The 16,427-nt window shown below is 69.3% G+C and carries 15 protein-coding genes and 1 pseudogene; 3 read left to right on the top strand and 13 right to left on the bottom strand.

The window, feature by feature from the left end; genetic code table 11:
• Positions 1-164 precede the first annotated feature (164 nt).
• Both K7W41_RS10105 and K7W41_RS10100 read left to right on the top strand, forming a co-directional pair.
• A complete protein-coding gene (locus K7W41_RS10105) occupies positions 165-1,436 on the top strand; it encodes a S8 family serine peptidase (protein WP_224607584.1) in 1,272 nt (423 codons plus the stop codon).
• A 195-nt stretch (positions 1,437-1,631) separates the two neighbouring features.
• Positions 1,632-4,058 (top strand): bifunctional diguanylate cyclase/phosphodiesterase, encoded by a 2,427-nt coding sequence (locus K7W41_RS10100; RefSeq protein ID WP_224607581.1) that lies wholly within the window; start codon positions 1,632-1,634, stop codon positions 4,056-4,058.
• Between the two features lie 319 nt (positions 4,059-4,377).
• Here the strand turns inward: K7W41_RS10100 and K7W41_RS10095 are convergent, their stop codons facing one another.
• The 11 genes and pseudogenes from K7W41_RS10095 to K7W41_RS10045 all read right to left on the bottom strand — a co-directional run bounded on the left by K7W41_RS10095 (position 4,378) and on the right by K7W41_RS10045 (position 11,903).
• Positions 4,378-5,082 carry a histidine phosphatase family protein gene (locus K7W41_RS10095; protein WP_224607578.1) on the bottom strand — a complete coding sequence of 235 codons (705 nt, stop codon included), beginning with the start codon at positions 5,080-5,082 and terminating at the stop codon, positions 4,378-4,380.
• Positions 5,075-6,169: a phosphotransferase family protein gene (locus tag K7W41_RS10090; RefSeq protein WP_224607575.1), complete on the bottom strand. Its 1,095-nt coding sequence runs from the start codon at positions 6,167-6,169 to the stop codon at positions 5,075-5,077. The genes K7W41_RS10095 and K7W41_RS10090 overlap by 8 nt, the downstream gene beginning before the upstream one ends.
• A 10-nt stretch (positions 6,170-6,179) precedes the next feature.
• Positions 6,180-6,947 (bottom strand): SDR family oxidoreductase, encoded by a 768-nt coding sequence (locus K7W41_RS10085; RefSeq protein ID WP_224607572.1) that lies wholly within the window; start codon positions 6,945-6,947, stop codon positions 6,180-6,182.
• Between the two features lie 2 nt (positions 6,948-6,949).
• On the bottom strand, positions 6,950-8,185 hold the full coding sequence (locus K7W41_RS10080) for an acyl-CoA dehydrogenase family protein (RefSeq protein ID WP_224607570.1): 1,236 nt from the start codon (positions 8,183-8,185) through the stop codon (positions 6,950-6,952).
• A gap of 27 nt (positions 8,186-8,212) precedes the next feature.
• Positions 8,213-8,671: pseudogene (locus K7W41_RS23790) on the bottom strand (DUF6210 family protein).
• Positions 8,668-9,012 carry a hypothetical protein gene (locus tag K7W41_RS10070; RefSeq protein ID WP_224607567.1) on the bottom strand — a complete coding sequence of 115 codons (345 nt, stop codon included), beginning with the start codon at positions 9,010-9,012 and terminating at the stop codon, positions 8,668-8,670. The pseudogene K7W41_RS23790 and the gene K7W41_RS10070 overlap by 4 nt, the downstream one beginning before the upstream one ends.
• Positions 9,009-9,506 carry a macro domain-containing protein gene (locus K7W41_RS10065; RefSeq protein WP_224607564.1) on the bottom strand — a complete coding sequence of 166 codons (498 nt, stop codon included), beginning with the start codon at positions 9,504-9,506 and terminating at the stop codon, positions 9,009-9,011. Before K7W41_RS10065 ends, K7W41_RS10070 begins: the two co-directional genes overlap by 4 nt.
• On the bottom strand, positions 9,503-10,093 hold the full coding sequence (locus K7W41_RS10060; protein ID WP_224607561.1) for a hypothetical protein: 591 nt from the start codon (positions 10,091-10,093) through the stop codon (positions 9,503-9,505). Before K7W41_RS10060 ends, K7W41_RS10065 begins: the two co-directional genes overlap by 4 nt.
• The gene (locus tag K7W41_RS10055) at positions 10,090-10,539 is read right to left on the bottom strand and encodes a MaoC family dehydratase (RefSeq protein WP_224607558.1); all 450 of its coding nucleotides are present in this window, start codon (positions 10,537-10,539) and stop codon (positions 10,090-10,092) included. The genes K7W41_RS10060 and K7W41_RS10055 overlap by 4 nt, the downstream gene beginning before the upstream one ends.
• Entirely contained in the window at positions 10,536-11,312 is a 777-nt protein-coding gene (locus tag K7W41_RS10050; protein ID WP_224607555.1) for an SDR family oxidoreductase, read from the bottom strand. The genes K7W41_RS10055 and K7W41_RS10050 overlap by 4 nt, the downstream gene beginning before the upstream one ends.
• A gap of 198 nt (positions 11,313-11,510) precedes the next feature.
• Positions 11,511-11,903, bottom strand: coding sequence for a hypothetical protein (locus K7W41_RS10045; RefSeq protein WP_224607552.1), 393 nt, complete (start codon positions 11,901-11,903; stop codon positions 11,511-11,513).
• A gap of 396 nt (positions 11,904-12,299) precedes the next feature.
• Between K7W41_RS10045 and K7W41_RS10040 the strand changes: the two genes are divergently transcribed.
• The gene (locus tag K7W41_RS10040) at positions 12,300-13,748 is read left to right on the top strand and encodes an NAD-dependent succinate-semialdehyde dehydrogenase (protein ID WP_224607549.1); all 1,449 of its coding nucleotides are present in this window, start codon (positions 12,300-12,302) and stop codon (positions 13,746-13,748) included.
• A 61-nt stretch (positions 13,749-13,809) separates the two neighbouring features.
• Here the strand turns inward: K7W41_RS10040 and K7W41_RS10035 are convergent, their stop codons facing one another.
• Positions 13,810-15,771: an ATP-binding protein gene (locus K7W41_RS10035; protein ID WP_224607546.1), complete on the bottom strand. Its 1,962-nt coding sequence runs from the start codon at positions 15,769-15,771 to the stop codon at positions 13,810-13,812.
• Complete coding sequence (locus tag K7W41_RS10030) at positions 15,771-16,385, bottom strand: hypothetical protein (protein WP_224607543.1); 615 nt, start codon at positions 16,383-16,385, stop codon at positions 15,771-15,773. Before K7W41_RS10030 ends, K7W41_RS10035 begins: the two co-directional genes overlap by 1 nt.
• Positions 16,386-16,427: the final 42 nt, after the last annotated feature.

The raw sequence follows: 16,427 nt of genomic DNA, 5'->3' as shown, positions 1-16,427 counted from the left end.
AGTAACATAGGACAAGCCACGCAGCGCCCGCGTCTTAAGACGGCCATGGGGGCACCCTCAGGTGAGCTCATCATGAAAGCGCTACACTCAGGCGCCGCCAACAGTGTGGTCTTCCGGCGCTCTGGTTCGCGTTTCCTTCCTTCTTCTTTCTTCAGGAGCTCTTCATGCGTCGCACTTTCCCCTGCATCCTTCTGACTGCCCTCCTGCTGCCCGGCTGCAGCCGTCTGGTCACCCCAGAGGTGCAGCGGCCCACCACCACCGTGACGGTCCCGGTGACGGCTTCGGTGACCAACGAGGCGCTTGAACGCCAGTACGGCGGTCGCGTCGCGCTGCGCACCGAGACCTTCGCCGTGGTGGGCAACCCCACCCGCGCGCCCCTGCAAGGGCAGGGGGCGGGCCCCCAGCCCCAGGCCAACCAGAATGTGCTGTCCGTGCCCTCCGATACGCCGCCTACATTCTGGAGCAGCGCCAGCAAGTTGTCCTGGGGGCGGAGCACGGGCGACCTGTGGTCCAGCACCGTGACCGACTGGACGGCAACGGCACAGCAGCTGTGGTCGGGCGGCACCTATCAGGGTTTACCGGCCAACACGGGAGCGTGGCGCCGCATCGGCCTGGACAACGCCTACGCCAACAGTCGCCTGGGCGCGGGGCAGGTGATTGCCGTGGTGGACAGCGGCCTGGACCTGCAGCACCCCATGTTCACCCACCTGCTGAGCGACCCGTCCACCTGGCACGATTTTGTGGATGGCGACGCGCGCCCCCAAGACGAGGGAACCGCAGGCGAGGGCGCCTACGGGCACGGCACCGTGGTGGCGGGCATTGCCGCGCAGGTGGCTCCACGCGCCAAGATCATGCCGCTGCGCGTGCTGGACCACGCTGGCCGGGGCGACGCGCTGAACGTGGCCGCCGCCATCGTGTGGGCGGTGGACCACGGTGCCGACGTGATCAACCTGAGCCTGGGCACTGCTGAGCCCTTTGACGCCCTGCAGCAGGCGATTGCCTATGCCAACCGCCAGCAGGTGTTGGTGGTGGCGGCGGCGGGCAACAGTGACCGCCCTGAACTGGACCACCCGGCCGCCGACTTTGCAGGCCAGGCCCTGAGCGTGGCCGTGGGCAGCGTGGACAGCGACGACCTGAAAAGCTCGTTCTCGTCGTACGGCTCTGCCGTGGGGCTGATGGCGCCCGGTGAGCAGGTGGCCGCGCCGTACCCTGGCGCGCGGGCCGGGCAGTTCAGCGGCACCTCCATGAGCACGCCTGTGGTGGCGGGCGCCCTGGCCCTGGGGCTGTCAGAGGGGGCCAGCCCGGAAGGCGCCCGAGAGGCCCTGCAACGCGCGGCGCGGCGCGTGGACTTGCTGCCCGGCAACAGTGCCTACCAGGGGCAGTTGGGCGCCGGGCGCGTGAACCTCACCGATTTCCTTGACGACCTCGATGATTGACCTGGGGGACTTCCCAGGCGGCGCCTTGCGGGAGACAGGAGAGGACTCCAGGAACTGGGTCAAGACTCAGGTAGACGGGCCTTCCCCGGGTTTCGCCCGCGGTGTGGTGCGGGTTCGTGGCTGTAGACGTGTTTCTTCCCAGCCGGTTCAGCAAGTCTCCCCTTGCCCGCCGCGCCCGCCGCGCCCGCTTCGCTGATGCCAGACGCGCTGCAGAAAGTGCTCGATCTTCTCGACAGAGGAGAGTTGGAGGCCGCGCACACCGCGCTGGCCTCGCTTTCTGCCGCCGATCTCCCGTACGCCAGGGGTGAATACCACAAGGCGGCCGGCGACCTGGCCCAGGCCCAGCAGGAGTTTGAACAGGCCCGCGAGACCGCGACCCTACGTGGCGACCTGGCCGCCCAGGCGCGCAGCCTGGTGCAACTGGCCCACCTGCACCACCTGCAGCTGGACAGTCAGAAAGCCCTGCGCCTGCTGCAGGAAGCCGCCCAGTTGCGCGCCCGGCTGGGCGACACGGTGGGCCGGGTGAACGTGCTATGTAATATCGCGGGCATCTGCCTGAGCCTGAACGATGACTATCAGGCCATGCTGGCGCTGCAGGAAGCCCAGACAGCCCTGGACCAGATGCCCGCCAGCGAGCTTCCCCTGGCGGCCGAACTGCATTTCCTGAACACCCTGGCCCGGGCCCTGACCTCGCAGGGTAAGCTGGACGAGGCGGCCCACCAGTACCGGCGTTGCCTAGAACGGGCGCGGGGCGCGGGGGCCGCCAGCGCGCTGTTTCTGGCGGCCATCAATTTGGGCGACGTGTACCTGAGAGGAGAGCGGTACGCCGAATGTGTGGCGCTGCTTGAACCCCTGATTCAGGAACCCGAACTGCCCAGTCTGCCGGACATGCAGGCGTACGTGCAGCTGAATCTGGCGCAGGCCCTGTTTCATCTGGGGCATACGGGGGCCCGTGCCTGCGCCGAGCAGGCCCAGGCCACCTTTGCAGGGGTTCATGATCCCGACGGGGTGATGGCCACCCAGTTGCTGCTGGCGCGCATTTACCAGGAGGCGGGCGAGCAGGGCCTCGCCCGCGCCGCTGCGGCCCAGGCCCTGGAACTGGCGAGGGCGGACCGCCGTAAGCAGGTGGAGCTGGACGCCCTGAACATTCTGGCTGAGCTAACCGAGACCGAGCACCCCGCGCAGGCGGTGGCCTACCTGCGGCAGGTGCTGGCCCTGCAGAGTGAACTGAACGCCGCTTCCCAAGACCAGCACCTGCGCGAGCTGACGGCGCAGGCCGCCCTGGACAGCGCCCAGCGGCGCGCCGCCTACGAACAGACGCTGCGCCTGCAGGCCGAGGAAACGGTGCAGCGCCAGCTGCAGGAACTGGAACGCGGGCGGCTGTACGACCCGCTGACCGGCCTGCCCAACCGGGTCATGCTGCGCGCGCAGCTGGACCAGCAGGTGGAACGCGCCGGGCGTCAGGGCTCTGAATTTCTGCTGGTGTCGGCGGACCTCAACCGCTTTCAGCTGGTGAACGACGCCTATGGCCAGGACGCGGCCGACGAGGTGCTGCGGGTGGTCGCCGGACGACTGCGCGCGGCGCTGCAGGACGACGAGATGGTGGCGCGGGTGGGCGGCGACGAATTCGCCTTGCTGCTGCTGGGCCGCCGCGCCGACGGCACCCTGGATCAGCGGCTGGCGCAGGCCCTGGACGCCCTGAACGCCCCGGTGCCGGTGGGGGGCCACCCTATCCGGATGTCGTGGAGCGTGGGCGCGGCGCACTGGCCCAGCGACGCCCGCGAACCCGAGGCGCTGCGCCAGGCCTCCGAGCTGGCGCTGAACGACGCTAAGGCACAAGGTGAAGCCTGCGTGGCCTACGACCACCGGGCCCATGCCCACGCGGGCCTGGAAGGCGCGCTGGCCCGCGCACTGGAGCGCGGCGAGTTTGAGTTGCACGTTCAGCCGATGATAGATGTGCGCTCGAGGCGGGCGGTGTGCGCCGAGGCCCTGCTGCGCTGGCGCAGCGCCGAACACGGCCTGCAGAGTCCGGGCATCTTCATGCCTATTCTGGAACGCAGTGGCCAGATCGTCGAAGTAGGAGCCTGGGTGCTGCAGGCCGCCTGCGCCCAGGCGGCGCACTGGGGCGGGACGCGGGTGGCGGTGAACCTCTCAGCGCAGCAGTTTGCCCACGCCGATCTGCGCGGCGTGGTGCGTGCGGCGCTTGAGAGCAGCGGCCTGCCGCCTGAGTGCCTGGAACTGGAAATTACCGAGAGCCTGATGATGCAGTCCCCTGAACGCGCCGCCCGGCTGCTGGCCGGGTTGCAGGCCGACGGCGTGCGGGTCATGCTTGACGACTTTGGCACCGGCTACAGCAGCCTGGGCTATCTGGCGCGCTTTCCCCTCAGCGGCATCAAGATTGACCGGGGGTTTGTGACGGCCCTGCAGGAGCAGCCAGATGGCCGCGACGCAGCGATTGTGCGGGCGATGGTGGGCCTGAGCCGCGACCTGGGCCTGGAACTGGTGGCCGAAGGGGTGGAAACCCTGCGGCAGGTGGACCTGCTGACTGCGCTGGGCGTGCATGTGATGCAGGGGTATTACTTTGCGCGTCCTGCCGCCAACTGGCGCCCGCCCACGCCGTAGGGCACTGGCCGTCCAGCAGGCCTCACAGCGGTCCTCCGTTCCGCCCAGAGGAAGAAGGCACTCCCCTCAAGGCGACGCCAACCGCCCTCTGTCGCGGGCACTCGTTCCGCTCGCCCCAGATGACCTGATACGGACTGCCGTCCATTTCCGGAACATCCAGTCTTTCCTGGATGTTCCCCACGTTCGGCCCTGTGCCAGTCCAATTCCCGGAAATCCGTCCTTTTTCCTTCGCGCTTCGGTCGGAAAATTCCACAACTCGCTACGGAATTTTTCGGGAGTCGTATGAAGGGTTGACCTTCAGGTCTTGTGGTGACCGTTATCAGCGCCAGGAACGTTCCCCAGGCGGCAGGTGGCCCACCTCGTTGAAGCTGTCCAGGCTCACGCGGCCCCGGCCAAAGCTCAGGCGGGTCACAGACGCGTTGCGCACCCGCCAGTTCAGGGCCAGGGCGCGGGCGGGAGCTGCCTGCAGCACCTGGGCCACGGCCAGCGCGATCACGCCGCCGCTGGTGAACACGGCCGCCCTGGACCCAGAAGGCAGGCCGCAGAGGTCGTGCAGGGCGGCCGTCACGCGCGCCTGGAATGTGGGCCACGGCTCGACTGCCGGGTGAGTTAAAGCCCCGGACTGCCAACCCTGGGCCACCGCTTCCAGCACGCCCTGAAAGGCCCGCTGCCGCTCTGCGGGGGGCAGAGGTTGGCGCAGCTGGGCCAGCCACGCGGCCACTCCTGGGTCCTGCGCGGCGAGCAGCGGGGCCAGCACCCGCATCAGCCCTTCGCCGTCGTACTCGGCCAGGCGGGGGTCTGCTGAAGGCAAAGGCCAGAGCACGCCCGCCGCCTGGGCGGCCAACTCGGCGGTGTGGCGCTGGCGAATTAGGGGGCCGTGTACCACATGGGTGGGCGTCAGACCCTCGGCGGCCAGCCACTGCCCCACCCGGCGGGCCTGCGCCTGTCCCAGCGGGGAGAGCCGATCCGTGTCGGCCTCAAAGGGGGTGGCCTGCCCGTGGCGCACCAGCAGCAATTCAGCCACGGGCAGGCAGGCCCGCCTGTTCAATGCGGCGCTGGGCTTCGGTGATCAGCCACGCGGCCTGGGCGGCCAGGGGAGCAAAGCGGGGGTCCTGGGTCTGGCCGGCGCGGTAACGGGCGAAGATCTGCAGCACGATCACCGCCAGCTTGAAATGCCCCAGCACCTCGTACCACGGCAGGCTGCTCGTCACATGACGAGCAAGGCGGGCTTCGTAGTGCGCCACCAGTTCGTCGCGGCCCAGGAAACCGGGGGCCGCCGCGCCCACCCGGTTTGGGGCGCCGCCGGGCAGCTCGGGCAGCGTCCAGTAGGTGAGCGTCAGGCCCAGGTCCACCAGGGGGTCGCCCACCGTGGTCATCTCCCAGTCCAGCAGGGCCGTCACGCGCCCGGGGTCCTGGGGGTCGAACATCAGGTTGTCCAGCTTGAAATCATTGTGCACCAGGGTGTGCGCGCTTTCTGTGGGGGTGTGGGCCTGCAACCACGCCATGACCCCTTCGTCGGGCAGGGTATCGGGCAGATCGCCGCTGCCCTGCAGGGCGGCGCGGGCGCGGCGCCAGCGGCCGGACCAGCCGTCGACCTGCCGCGCGTTGAAGCCTTCGGGACGGCCAATGGCGCGCAGGCCAGCGGCGTCAATATCCACCGCGTGCAGGTCGGCCAGCGTGCCAATCAGTGCAGCCGAGAGCTGCGCGGGGGCGTCTGGACGGGCTGCGTATTCGGGGGGCAGGGCCGTACGCACCACCACGCCCCGGCGGCGTTCCATCAGGTAAAAGGGGCGGCCCAGCACCGTCTCATCCTCGACCACCAGCACCGGGCGCGGGGCCACCGGCAGCACTGGGTGAATGCGCGCCAGGAGGGCGGCCTCGCGCGCCATATCGTGGGCGCCGGGGGCCACCGGACCCAGCGGCGCCCGGCGCAGCACGTATTCGGTGTCGCCCAGGCGCAGCAGGTAGGTGAGGTTGGAAAAGCCGCCCGGAAACTGCTCGACCTGCAGGGCGTCCACGTCGCCCGGCACGCGGCCTCGCAGGGCGCCTTGCAGCGCGGCCAGCGGCAGCTCCTCGCCTGGGCGCACCGGGGCGGTGTCCGGGCGGGTCACGGCTGGCCCCTCACGCCTTCCCCAGCAGGGTCATGGCCTTCGTGCGCAGGGCGCGCATGCGTGCAATCCAGCCGTCGTAGTCGGCGGCCTTGAGCGCAAAGCCCTTTAGGGTGGTGGGGTGGGTGGTGATCAGGAAGGCCTCGGCGCGCAGGGCGGCCAGCGTCTTGTCCACCAGCTCATCGGTGGTGATGGCGGTTTGCTGCAGCAGCGGCGCGTGCGCGATCATGGGGGTCCAGACCCCTTCCGGGCACAGGCAGGCCACGCGGATGCCCCGGTCGCCGTAGGTGATCGCCAGCCACTCGGCCAGGGCCAGCGCGCCGTGCTTGCTGACCGCGTAGGGTGCCGAGTGCAGTTCGGTGAGCAGCCCCGCCGCCGAGGCCGTGTTCAGCAGGTAGCCCTCGCCGCGCGCCAGCATGTGCGGCAGCAAGTGCCGGGCGGCCCACACATGGCTCATGACGTTCACCCGGTGGCTGAGGTCCCAGTGGGCATCCGGCGATTCGGGCCCCTCCCCTATCGCCACACCGGCGTTGGAGCAGAAGAGGTCAATGCGCCCCTCATGGGCCAGCACGCCTTCGATCAAGGCCTGCACGTCCGCTTCGGTGCCCACGTCGGCGGCCACGAACCGGGCGCCGATGTTCGCGGCGGCCTGGGCGCCCTGGGCGGCATTCCGGTCAGCGGCCACGACGGTGGCCCCCTCCTGCACAAAGCGCGTCGCCAGCGCTAGCCCAATCCCGGACGCGGCCCCGGTGACCACAATGATTTTGCCCGGTATCTCCATCTTCAGTCCTCCTGGCGGCGAGCGTGCCGGCCCAATTCCACTTTGGCCACCGTCTCGGTGTGCACGATGTCCGGGCCGTCGGCCAGCCGCAGGGTGCGGGCCTGGGCGTACATCAGGGCCAACGGCGTGTCCTGGCTGACCCCGGCCCCGCCGAACACCTGAATGGCGCGGTCAATCACCCGCAGGGCCACATTCGGCGCCACCACCTTGATGGCGGCAATCTGCCCCCGGGCGGCGCGGTTGCCCACAGTGTCCATCAGGTGCGCGGCCTGCAGCGTCAGCAGCCGCGCCTGATCAATCTCGATGCGCGACGTGGCGATGGCCTCGCGCACATGCTGGTGGCCGGACAGGGGCTTGCCAAAGGCCACCCGCCCCTGGGCGCGCTCGATCATCAGGTCCAGGGCGCGCTCGGCCTGCCCGATCAGGCGCATGCAGTGGTGAATGCGGCCCGGTCCCAGGCGCCCCTGCGCGATTTCAAAGCCCCGGCCCTCGCCCAGCAGCAGGTTGCCGGCCGGCACCCGCACGTCGCGGAAGGTCATCTGCGCGTGGCCGTGCGGGGCGTCGTCGTAGCCAAAGACGGTCAGCATGCGCTCGGTGGTCACGCCGGGGGCGTTCATGGGCACCAGAATCATGCTCTGCTGCGCGTGGCGGGGGGCGTGCGGGTCGGTCTTGCCCATGAAGATGGACACAGCGCAGCGGGGATCACCCGCGCCACTCGTCCACCACTTCTCGCCGTTCAGGACATACTCGTCGCCGTCGCGCTCAATGCGGGCCTGGATGTTGGTGGCGTCGCTGGACGCCACGTCGGGTTCGGTCATGGAAAAAGCCGAGCGGATCTCGCCGCGCAGCAGCGGCCACAGCCACGCCTCCTGCTGCTCCGGGGTGCCGTAGCGCGCCAGCACCTCCATGTTGCCGGTGTCAGGGGCCGAGCAGTTAAAGACCTCCGGCGCCCACCACACCCGGCCCATCAGTTCGCACAGCGGCGCGTACTCCAGGTTGGAGAGGCCGGGACCAAACTGGCCCTGGGGATCGCTGGCGGGCGGCAGGAAGAGGTTCCACAGGCCCTCGGCGCGCGCCTGCTCTTTCAGGGTTTCCAGCAGGGGCAACGGGGCCCAGCGGTCCCCCGTGTCAATCTGGCGGCTCACTTCCGCCTCGTTGGGGGAGATGTGGGCGTCCATGAAGCGCTGCAGACGCGCGTGCAGGTCACGGGTGCGCGGGGAAAGGTCAAACAGGGTCATAGGGAGGTTCTCCTTCAAGAACTGCTTTCAATCGCTGTTGGCCCAGACCAGCACGCCGGAGCAAGGCTCGGGGCTGACAAAGGCAGGCGGGGGGTGCTGCTCGCTGTGAACCTCGACCCAGATCCACGCCTCGGAGGAGTCGCGCAGTTTCTGTCGGTCCACACGAATCCAGGGAGGCAACACGTCTGTATCGAGCCACTGGGCGGTCTCGGGCGATACCCCTCACCAGGACTCTCCCGCCGTTCGAGTGACTGCAAAACCTGTACCGCTGTATGGTGGCGCGGCAAAATGACCCTCCAGGGCTTCTCTGAGTCGGCCAAGTTCGTCAGACAGAGGAACCAGGAACCCTTCCTGCTCCGGCTGAAGACACACGGTGCCGCAGGCTTGCTGGGCGTAGATGACCCCAGAGGGCGAACAGACGATCACCGCTGGGAAATCCAGCAGCAGGCCAAGCTCAACCCGCACGCTTGCTCTGTCCCCACTCATAGTGGCTCCTCTTCCGGGTGCAGTGGCCGGAAGCCCGCCTGGTCGCCCTCAATGCTCAGCAGCATGTTGCGGTAGCCGGTGCCGCGTGGGCCGCGCAGCACCAGCCCCAGGGCCAGAATCCGTTCCAGGCTGGCTTCGGCCTGCGCCAGCACTGCCGGCGAATCGTCGTCGGCCACCCGCTCGGCCCACCGGGCATCCTCGTCGAAGAGGGCGCGGTAGGGTTCGAACGCGGGAGTGGCCTTGAAGGTGCCACGAATGGCGAACATGTCGGTGTCGGTGACGGTCAGGGTGCCCAGGACCACGCCGGCCTTTTCCAGGGTGTAGGCGGCGCCGGTGATCACGGCGCCTCCGAGGCCGGCAGGTCGTACACGGTGACGGGCACACCGTGGCGGGTCAGCTCGTCTTCGATGATGGGCGCGATCACCGCCCAGTCGCCACCCGCCACCCCTGCGCCAATCCGGGGCATGTGGACGCTGGCGCCCAGGCGCCCGGCTTCCAGGCGCACATGCGCCAGCCCGGCGCGAATCGCCTCGTAGCGCACCGGGGGCTGGGCGGTGGGCCTGCTTTTGCGGGCGATGTCGTGCTGCCCCACCAGATTCGCCACCACAAGGTCCGGCGCCACTGGCACGAATTGCACCTCGCCCAGCGCGTAGGGCTGCCCGGTCTCCCCGGCGGCCCAGCGTTTGAATTCGGCTTCGGGGGTGGGGAAACGCTTGGAGAGCGCCAGCACAAACCCCCGGCCCCAGGCACCAATGTCATTGCACACGTGCACCAGCAGCTTGGGGCCCTCGCCCTGCGGCTGGGTGGCGTCGCCCGTCACGTACACGATGGTCATGCTTCTCCTCCTTGGCGGCCCACCCAGACGTGGCCGCGCTGCAGGGCGTACAGCGGTTCGCCCACCTCTGGGGTCAGGACACGGTGGGGGCGGCGCAGCCACGAGCGCCGCGCGGCCACCTCCTCGCAACTCAGAAACACCTCGTCCAGACCCGTCTGCCAGTGCAGCGTGTTCAGCCGCGGGTCCTGCAGGGCCAACTGCGGCGGCAGCGGCCGGGGCTCGGCGGGCGTGAACATGGTGCGGTACATCTGGGCCCGCTCGGGCGACGCCATCACCACCTGCGAATCCACGAAGTGCGGCCAGCCCAGCCAAAGGGCCAGATACGCCACGTCCTCGCGGCCCGCAGCGGCGCGGGCCCAGGCGGCGTGAATGTCCAGCAGCCCGGCCAGCAGTTCGCGCCGCACCCACGCCGGCGGCTCGCGGCGGGGAAAGCGGCACCAGGGGTCCACCCAGAGCTTGGCGTAGGTCACGCCGAAGTGCTCCAGAGCGAACCAGTCGGGTTCCAGGTACTGCGCGCGCCAGCGGGCCACCCGCCGCAACTGGGTGTGGCCGCCGCGCAGTTTTTTACGGTTGGTCAGGCGGCTCACAGGAAAATCCGGTACACCACCTCGGCGGTGCAGGCGGGCCGGGCCTCGCCTTCAATCTCAATAGTGTTGCCCAGGGTGAGTTGCACGTGGCCTTCCCCCTCCTGTGCGGCCTGCAGCACGGCGCGGGCGCGCAGACGGGCCCCGGCGCGCACCGGGGTAATAAACCGCACCCGGTTCAGGCCATAGTTCACGACCAGCCGGGCGCCTTCAATGGTAGGCACCCCGCCCTGGGTCATGAATTCGCCCGCCAGCAGCGACAGGGTGAGAAAGCCGTGCGCCACCGTGCCCCCAAACGGCCCGGCCGCCGCGCGCACGGGGTCGGTGTGAATGAACTGGTGGTCCCCCGTGGCGTGGGCAAAGGCGTCAATGCGCGCCTGCGTCACCTCCACCCAGCCGGAGCACGCCACCTCTTGCCCCAGGTGCGCGGCCAGTTCGGCGGGCTTCATACCGCCGTGATTCCGCCGTCCACGGCGATGTTCTGCCCGGTGATGTACGCCCCGGCGTCGCTGGCGAGTAGCAGGGCAAGGCCCTTGAGGTCCTCGTCGCTGCCCAGCCGCCGCATGGGGGTGTGCTCTAGAATGGCCGCCTCGCCGTAGGCCAGGGTGCCCTTGGTCATCTTGGTGGGAAAGTAGCCGGGGCAGATGCTGTTCACCGTGATGCCCTGCGCGGCGAATTCGGCGGCCAGGGCGCGGGTGAAGTTCACCAGGGCCCCCTTGCTGGTGTTGTAGGCCAGGGTGGGCACCATGCGGGGGTCGTTGCCCTGCAGCCCCGCCACCGAGGCCACGTTGATGATGCGCCCCCAGCCGCGCGGCAGCATGGAGCGGCGCAGCACGCTCTGGGTCAGCACGAACGCGCCGTTTACATTCACGTTCATCACCTTCTGCCACGCCTGCAGCGGGTGCTCGGTGGTGGGCGCGCCCCAGGTGGCCCCGGCGTTGTTCACCAGAATGTCAATGTGCCCCACTTCGGCCAGCAGGCCCTCTACGGCAGCGTCAATGGTGTCCAGGGCCGAGAGGTCGCCGGGCAGCACCTGCACCGTGATGCCCTGGGCGCGCAGGTGGGCGGCGGCTTCTTCCAGTTCGTGGACTTTGCGGGCCGTGAGCACCACGCGGGCGCCGTATTCGCCCAGGGCCTCGGCGATTTGCAGGCCCAGGCCCCGGCTGCCGCCAGTCACCAGGGCCACCTTGCCGCTCAGATCAAACAGTTGCTTCAGGGGCATGGACCATCCTCCAGGGTGAGATGTGGGTTCAGCATAGGCTGAAAGTTACGAGCACGTCAATTTTGAACGTGGGCGGAGATTTGAGGGGTTCAGGGGTCAAGCGGCGGCTGGGCTTCAGAAGTACGAAGAGCGGACCTGCACCCGGCTCAGCGGCGACACCTTGAGCGCGTTCTCTTCACCATGGCTGCGGCGTCCGCTTCAAGCGGCATCCGGGGGCATTGCCTGTCGCTGCCGCTTCCAGGCCCCGCGCCATTCCCACCCCAGCACGCCGCACAGGGCAAGGTGCACGCACAGCAGCCTGCCCAGCTCCACATCCGACGTGGAACTGCGGGTCAGCAGCAGGCCCAGGCCCACGAGGCCCAGCAGGCCAGACCCAGCCAGCGCCCCCGGACGGAACCCGATCAGCCAGCACAGGGGCGGAAACACGATGGGCACGATCAGCAGCAGGAAGGCGAAAAACCCAAGGATCAGCACGTAGATCAGGCTGGCCAGGACCTCCAGCGGGGTCTGCGTTTGCAAGGCGTTCAAGACGAACACGAGTAGCGGCAGGGCACACACCAGCACCCCCAGCAGGCGCAACCAGACCGGCATGGGGGGCAGGGCAGCAGAGGGGGCCACACCCCGGTACAGCCTGGGGCCACCGCCCCCGCGTGCCCCCGGGCTTGGGCCTGCGTTCAGACACAGGACCGGCGGCGGGAGCGCGATGGCGTGCGCAGGCCCTCAACAACGCGCCATTGGCATCCTGGCCCGCTGGTTTCTACGGATTTGGACACTTGGTCCTACCGGCTCCTGGGCCTGCAGGACCACATTTCTTACCCGTTGAGAGGTGGTTGGGGGAGGGAAGGAGGTCTGAGGCCTCTGCCACGTTGTTTCCTGAGTGCAGTTCGCATCACCCTGTCCCGTGATGCTGGGCGGACCCGGCCGGGCGCGCGCTACGCTGCGGTGATTCCGCTCGGCTCTCCCCTCCCCTCCCCTTCAAGGAGCCCCATGACTGTCCTGCTGAACGACCCCGTGACCCGCACCCAGGCCTACTTTGACGGCGAGTGGCGCGCCGGCGCCCGCACCTTCGAGGTGATTCACCCCGGCACCCTGGAACCCATCGGCGCGGTGGCCGACTGCACCGCCGACGACGCCCGGCGCGCCATTGACGCCGCCGAAGAGGCCCTGCGCGCGTGGCGGCAGGTTAACCCGTACCAGCGCGGCCAGATTCTGCGCCGCTGGCACGACCTGATGTTCGAGCACAAGGAAGAGCTCGCCCGCCTGATGACCCTGGAAATGGGCAAGCCCATCACCGAGACGCGCGGCGAGGTGCATTACGCCGCCAGCTTCATCGAATGGTGCGCCGAGGAGGCCGGGCGCATCAGCGGCGAGCGCATTTCCATGCGCCAGAACCGCAAGCGCGGCTTCACGAACGCCGAGCCGGTGGGCATCGTGTACGCCGTGACCCCCTGGAACTTCCCGGCGGGCATGATCACCCGCAAGGCCGCGCCCGCCCTGGCCGCCGGCTGCGTGATGATCCTCAAACCCGCCGAGCAGAGCCCCATGACCGCGCTGTATCTGGCCGAACTGTGGCTGCAGGCGGGCGGCCCGGCGAACACCCTGCAGGTGCTGCCCACCAACGACGCCCCGGCCTTCAGCGCGCCCTTCATGGCCGACGAGCGGGTGCGCAAACTGACCTTCACGGGCTCCACCGCCGTGGGGCGCCTGCTGTACACCCAGGCCGCCCAGACCCTGAAACGGGTCTCCCTGGAACTGGGGGGCCACGCGCCTTTCCTGGTGTTCGAGGACGCCGATCTGGAAAAAGCCGCCCGCGAGGTGGTGGGCAGCAAGTTCCGCAACGCGGGGCAGACCTGCATCAGCACCAACCGCATATATGTGCAGCGCGCCGTGGCCGAGGAATTCACCGCCATCCTCACCCGCCTGACTGGCAAGCTGGTGCTGGGCGACCCCCTGCTGGACGGCACTGGCGTGGGCCCAGTGGTGGAACAGGCCGGCCTGGACAAGATTCAGGCGCAGGTGCAGGACGCCCTGCAGCGCGGCGCCCGCGCCACGGTGGGCGGCACGGTGAAAGAGGGGCTGTACTTCCACCCCACCGTGCTCACCGACGTGCACCCGGATTCGCTCATCCTGCGCGAGGAAACCTTTGGGCCGGTGGCGCCGGTGGTGCCGTTTGACACCGAAGAAGAGGCGCTGCGCCTGGCCAACGCCTCCGAATACGGACTGGCCGCCTATGCCTACACCCGCGACCTGGGCCGGGCGTGGCGCGTGGCCGAGGCGCTGGAGTACGGCATTGTGGGGATTAACGACGGCGTGCCCAGTGCAGGCGCCCCGCATGTGCCTTTCGGCGGCATGAAAAACAGCGGTGTGGGCCGCGAGGGCGGGCACTGGGGCCTGGACGAGTACCTGGAGACCAAGTTCATTTCGATGGGCCTGTAAGGGCGGCAAAGAAGGGGCCGGACTGGGAGCATCTTCCCTGGTCCGGCCCCCTTCTTTGCCTCTACAGCACCAATCGGCCTAGCTTGCGGTATTCGAGGTGCAGGGCTTCTTCCACCAGCGGCTGGGTCAGCGGGACGCCGCGCGCCACGGCCATGAACACCGCGTTCATCACCACGCTGCGGATGTTGCCCCCGGCCACATCGGCGGCGGCGAGTGCGGGGAAATCCAGGGCGCTGGTGTCCAGGGTCTTGGGAAAGGCCCCGCGCCACAGCCGCTCGCGTTCCTGGGCCTGCGGCGCGCGGAAGTTGATCACGAACTGCAGGCGGCGCATGAAGGCAATGTCCATGCTGCTTTCCATGTTGGTGGTCAGCACCGCCAGCCCGTTAAAGCTCTCCAGGCGCTGCAGGAGGTAGTTCACCTGCACGTTGGCGTAGCGGTCATTGGAATCGCGGACCTCGCCGCGTTTGCCGAACACACTGTCGGCCTCGTCGAACAGCAGCACGCAGCCGCCCTGGTCGGCCGCATCGAAAATCTTCTTGAGGTTCTTCTCGGTTTCCCCGATGTACTTGCTGACCGTGCTGCTGAGGTCCACCCGGTACAGGTCCAGGTTCAGGTCGCGCGCCAGCACCTCGGCACTCAGGGTCTTGCCGGTGCCGCTGGGCCCGCTGAAAAGGGCCGCGATAGAGCGGCCACGCCCCGGGCGGGCCATGCCCATGTCCTCGTACACCTGCGAGCGGTGGCGCACATGCGCGGCGATCTGTTCCAGCGCGGCGCGGTCGGCGGCGGGCAGGATCAGGTCGTCCCAGCCCGCGCGGGTTTCGATGCGCTGGGCCAGCGAGCCCATCAGGCGGCGGTTGGCGGTGCGGGCCGCTTCCCAGGCGCGGTCCAGCCGGGCGGCATGCGAGGCATTGGCCGCCAGGGCGGCCCTCGCCTCGCGCGCCAGGGTGTCAATGCGGTCCAGGCTCAGCTGGTACTGGTCGCCCAGCTGGCGCAGCAGACTGGACTCGCCGCCCACGCCCAGCGCCTGGGCCCAGCGCTCGCGCTGCTCGGCGGGGGTGGGGGCCTGCACCTCCAGCGGCAGGATGGCGCGCGCCGAGTCCAGCGGCAGCGGATCGGGCGCCAGCATCACGCACAGGCCGGTGGCGGCCCCCAGCACGCGCCCGGTCAGGTCGTCCAGGGTCTGGCCCTCGGGGGGGTCGCCGGTGGCGTCGAGCACCAGCGGCGTGGTGTTCACCCGCCCGTCGCGCTCCAGGGCCCGCAGGATCACATTCAGTTCCTCGGCGGGGCGGGTGGCCAGGGCCGCCACGTCCAGCAGCAGGGCCGGCCCCGCCGCGTCGGCCAGCAGGTGCCCGGCCAGCGAGCGCATGGCGGCGGTCTGGGTGCCGTAGAGTAGCACCGCCCGCTCGTTGCCCCCGCGCGACAGGTGCTTGCGGGCGGTCTGCAGCGCCGCCTCCTGCGAGTCGCTCAGCAGCCCCCCGGCGAGCAACGGCTGCGCCACGCCGCGCAGTTCCAGGGCTGCGCTGTCGTCGCCGCGCAGGTAGGCCAGGGCGCCGGCCGTCAGGCGCAGAGGGGTCAGGGCCTCCACCACGCTGGCATTCACACTCTGGCCAAACTCGATCAGGTGGTAGCGGAACAGCGCGCCGCCCGGCTGAAAGGCCGCCACGTCCGTGCCGGCAGGGTCTGGCAGCCAGCGGCGGCACAGCGAGGGGGTCAGGAAGCCGGCGTAGGGGCCTTCCAGTTGCAGCGCGGTGGCGCAGGCGGCCAGGGTGCGCTCGGGGTACAGCTCGGTGGCCAGGGCCAGGGCCACCACGCCGGTTTCAAAGGGGGTCAGCTCCAGGCCCCGGGCCAGCGCGCCCAGCCGGGTCTGGTCCAGCTCATCGGGCAGCACCACCTCGTAGGCGGCTTCGGGGTCACCCTGTTCACTCAGGGCGGCGTCCAGCACCTGGGCACTCAGGCTGTCACAGACAGCGCGCAGCAGGCGGGGGTCCTGGGCGGCGGCGGGGCGGGGGGCAGTTCGGGGCATCAGTCGTCCAGTTCGATGGCGTAGTTCACGCGGCTGTAACCGGCGCCATCATCCACCGTGCGAAAGGCGGCGTGAAAGGTGCGCGTGGCGCCGCCCGCCAGCTGAATGCGGCCGGTGCCCACCGTGCAGCGCGCCTCGGCTTTCAGGGTCCGGTAGCAGGCGCTGAGTTTCTGCCCGCTGATGGGCGCACCCAGCACCAGCCGCGTGAAGTGGCCCAGCAGGTTCAGGGTGGCGGCTGGCAGGGCTGCGCGCACCGTGGTGTCAAACATCAGATCGGCAAAGGTCACGATGTTTTTCTCGTACATCACGGTGGCTTCCGGCACGAAGCGCCCCGCTCCGCTGTCTCTCAGCACCTGCTCTGCACGCGCCGAGAGGGGCGCCACATACCATCCCAGGGTGCCGGTGGTGGTGGTGCCCTGCGACTGCGAGCCCACGCAGCGGTACGTCCGGCAGAAGGCGGCGCCCTCCACGCCCACCGGCATGGGCACAGGCCCTTCCACCGTCTGCACCGGCCGGAACAGGGCCTGTCCCAGCAGGGGCCGCCCCGGCGCAGAGGCGGCGCCGGCCAGCCCCAGGGCGCCCAGCACAACGGGCCAATACCAGAGGCGGCTCATACGACTTCCGAAAAACTCCGTCAGGTATGACGGAATTTTTCC

Origin of the sequence: Deinococcus multiflagellatus (assembly GCF_020166415.1) — a bacterium.
Taxonomy (GTDB): domain Bacteria; phylum Deinococcota; class Deinococci; order Deinococcales; family Deinococcaceae; genus Deinococcus; species Deinococcus multiflagellatus.
Note: the sequence above shows the minus strand (reverse complement) of the source record. Positions and strands in the feature narration are given on the sequence as shown.